The sequence below is a fragment of the Rhodococcus sp. CX genome (assembly GCF_015865005.1).
GTDB lineage: Bacteria > Actinomycetota > Actinomycetes > Mycobacteriales > Mycobacteriaceae > Rhodococcus.
The window spans coordinates 47,327-50,631 of the sequence record NZ_JADZGH010000156.1 but is presented as its reverse complement, the minus strand read 5'-3'; the positions used below and the strand labels follow the sequence as shown (position 1 = coordinate 50,631).

The following is a 3,305-nucleotide window of genomic DNA, read 5'->3' as shown; positions in this document are numbered from 1 at the left end:
CACCTACGCGGTGACGCTGCTCGTGTCGTTGTACGGGCAAGCGGTGAGCGGGATCTCGGCCGTGACCGCCGGGGCGCTGGTGATGCCCGTCGCGATCGGCACGGTCGTGGCCGCCTCCGCCGCAGGATCGCTGATGCTGCGGTTCGGTCCCCGCACGCTCACCGCGACGGGCATGGCGCTCAACGCCGTCGGACTGTTCGGCGTCGCCCTGATGCTCTCGCCCGACGGCGGTTCGCTCGGCGCGACGGCACCGTTCCTGTTCGTGCTCGGTTGCGGGACAGGACTGTTCATGACGCCCTCGACGAGCGCGCTCATGCTGACCGCACCCGCCGACCGCCGCGGAATCGCCAACGGACTGCGATCGACGCTGCAGAACGTCGGCTATCTGCTGAGCACCGCACTCGCACTCGTGTTCGCGACCGCAGGGCTGAGCACCGCGGCGCGGCAGGCCGCGTACGGCGGCACCCTCGGCTCGCTCGGCAGCGGCGAGGTGACCCGGTTCGTCGACAACGTCCGCGTCGTCGGCATCGCACTCGGCCTCGTCGCTCTCGCCGGTGTCGTGGTGTGCCTTGCCTTTCCACGCCGCAATCCGGCGGCGACCGTCCACACACTCGATTCTGTTTCCACGTTGAAGGAGTCAGCATGACCATCGCCGATCGCGCCGCCCAGGCGGAGGACTACGCCCGCGCCGGCTTCGGTCAGGAACTCGAACCCGGTGCCCGCCCCGCCCTGATCGTCGTCGATCCGGCCCGCGCCTACATCGACCCCGACTGCCCGCTGTATGCGGGTGTGGAGGAGAACGTCGAGGCGATGCGCACGCTGCTCGCCGAGGCCCGCGAGGCCGGAATCCCGGTGGTGATCACCGAGGTTCGCCTCCGCGCCGACGGGTCCGACGCGGGCGTGTTCTTCAAGAAGTCCGGCACGCTCGTCGCGTTCTGCGAGGGCAGCCCGTACGGGGAATTCATCGACGGTCTCGAGCCGACCTGTGCCGAGATGCTGGTGACCAAGAAGTATCCCAGCGCGTTCTTCGGCACCACGTTGAACTCGCACCTGACCTGGCTCGGTGTCGACACCGTTCTCATCGCGGGTCTGTCGACCAGTGGGTGCGTCCGGGCGACGACTCTCGACGCCATGCAGCACGGTTTCATCCCGATCGTCGTGGAAGACGCGGTCGGGGACCGTGATTCTGCAATCCATCGGTCGAACCTGTTCGACATGCAGCAGAAGATGGCCGAAGTGTGGCCGCTGTCGCGCGCCCAGGAGTACCTCCGCGCGCTGTCGTCCGGCAATTAACACGAATGATCCACGCGCGTTGCCGCAGGCAACACGTCACGCAATACATTCGAAGTCATCATCTTCCCGGTCGGGTCCCCAACGGCGGGGACGCTCCATCGCTCACTTCGTTTCCCCAGGAGAATCCATGCGTCTTCCTCGACCCGGTCGCGCCGCCCTCGCGGCGCTCGCCTTCACCGCTTCTCTCGGTCTCGTCGCCTGCAGCAGCGACGGATCCGGCGGCGCCGACGTGTCGGACGCGGATGTCGCCGCCGGACTCGAGTACGCCCGGGCGCAGCTCGCGATGTACGAGTCCGACCCCGAGTTCACGCTCGAGGCCGAACCGTTCCCCATGAAGGACATCGCCGGCAAGACCATCTTCTCCATCCCCACCAACAGCGAGAACCCCTACAACGTCGCGGTCGACGAGGAATCGAAGAAGGTCGCCGAACGCTACGGGGCCACCTGGATCGAATACACCAACCAGGGCCAGCCCACCCAGTGGGCCACCGGCGTCGAGCAGGCCGTCAACCAGAAGGTCGACCTCATCATCCTGTCCCAGGGCGTCGATGCATCCCTCATCAAACCGGCGCTCCAAAAGGCCGACGCGGCAGGCATTCCCGTTCTCCTCACCCACACGATCCTGCGTGGCGAACCGTTGCCCGCGGACCTCGTGGGGCTCGTCGACGCCACCACCGACGCACCCCTCTCGGAAGCCAACCGGCTCACCGTCGACTGGATGATCGACCGCACCGAGGGCGCCGGCAACGCGCTGATCATCACGTCCAACGAGGTGCCTCCCGCCAAGGCCGAGGTCGCGGCGATGGAGGACGAGATCGCGCAGTACTGCCCGAAGTGCACCTACAAGATCGTCAACGTTCCGGTGGCCGAGTGGGCCACCAAGATCCAGTCCGAAGTGCAGTCCGCACTGTCGGCCGACCCCAACATCAACTTCATCCTGCCCATCTACGACTCGATGTCCCTCTACGCGCAGTCCGGGATCAAGGCCGCCGGCAAGACCGGCCAGGTCGAGATCTCCTCGGTCAACGGCACGCCCGCCGTGCTCAAGATCCAGCAGGACGACGGCATCGTCACCATGAACGTCGGCGAATCCATCCCGTGGCTCGCGTGGGCGACCCTGGACCAGGCCGGCCGACTGCTGCTGGGCTACGAACCCGTCGCGGACGGCGCGCAGGAGACCCCGCTCAAGCTGATCACCGCCGACAACATCGACGAGACCGGCACCCCGCCGCAGCCCGACAAGGGATACGGCACCGCCTACGTCACCGGATACGAAGCCATCTGGGGGCCCAGTGAGCAGCCTTGATCCGATCGTCAACATCGTCGGGCTCTCCAAGACATTCGGCGACCACACCGTCCTGAAGAACGTGAACCTGACGATCCACGCCGGTGAGGTCCACGGCCTGCTGGGGGAGAACGGCTCCGGGAAATCCACCCTCATCAAGGTGCTCGCCGGATTCCACGCCCCCGACGCGGGCGCCGCCCTGCAGGTGCGTGGCCGGGACGTGCCGCTGCCGGTGCCGGCGGGCGGATTCCGCGACCTGGGCATCAGTTTCGTGCACCAGGACCTCGCCCTCGTCCCGGATCTGTCCGTCGTGGAGAACCTGCGGGTCGGGCCGGTGGTCGCCGGATCCAAGCCGTGGATCTCGTGGCGACGCGAAAAGCGCACGGCACGAGCCCTGTTCGAGCGGTTCGGTCTCGACGTCGATCCGGAAGCGCCGGTGTCGAGCCTCAACGAGACCGAACGGGCACTGGTCGCGATCCTGCGCGCCACCGAGGAACTCGGAGATCGCCGCACGCTGCTCGTCCTCGACGAACCCACCGTGTTCCTCCCGCGCGAAGGCACCGACCTGCTGTTCTCCGTCGTCCGGGAGATCGTCGCCGACCGCAAGGCCGCCGTCCTGTTCGTCTCCCACGACCTCGACGAGGTGCTCGACCACACCGACCGCGTCACCGTGCTGCGGGACGGGGTGTCGCAGGGCACGCACCGCACCCGCGATCTCACCGCCACC

At 67.4% G+C, this 3,305-nt stretch carries 4 protein-coding genes; all 4 read left to right on the top strand.

What is annotated here, in order from left to right; genetic code table 11:
* On the top strand, positions 1-646 hold a 646-nt coding region (locus tag I0Q12_RS33030), incomplete at its 5' end, for an MFS transporter (RefSeq protein ID WP_231610802.1).
* Positions 643-1,293 (top strand): isochorismatase family protein, encoded by a 651-nt coding sequence (locus I0Q12_RS16435; RefSeq protein WP_197252912.1) that lies wholly within the window; start codon positions 643-645, stop codon positions 1,291-1,293. The genes I0Q12_RS33030 and I0Q12_RS16435, both read left to right, overlap by 4 nt.
* A 127-nt stretch (positions 1,294-1,420) precedes the next feature.
* Positions 1,421-2,599, top strand: coding sequence for a sugar ABC transporter substrate-binding protein (locus I0Q12_RS16430; protein WP_197252911.1), 1,179 nt, complete (start codon positions 1,421-1,423; stop codon positions 2,597-2,599).
* Positions 2,586-3,305 (top strand): ATP-binding cassette domain-containing protein (locus I0Q12_RS16425; protein WP_197252910.1); only part of this gene is annotated, 720 nt, incomplete at its 3' end. The genes I0Q12_RS16430 and I0Q12_RS16425, both read left to right, overlap by 14 nt.

What these genes read in the sequence shown, in the direction of transcription:
- I0Q12_RS16435 (WP_197252912.1), top strand. Translation starts at nt 643, where the DNA reads ATGACCATCGCCGATCGCGCCGCCCAGGCGGAGGACTACGCCCGCGCC.
- I0Q12_RS16430 (WP_197252911.1), top strand. Translation starts at nt 1,421, where the DNA reads ATGCGTCTTCCTCGACCCGGTCGCGCCGCCCTCGCGGCGCTCGCCTTC.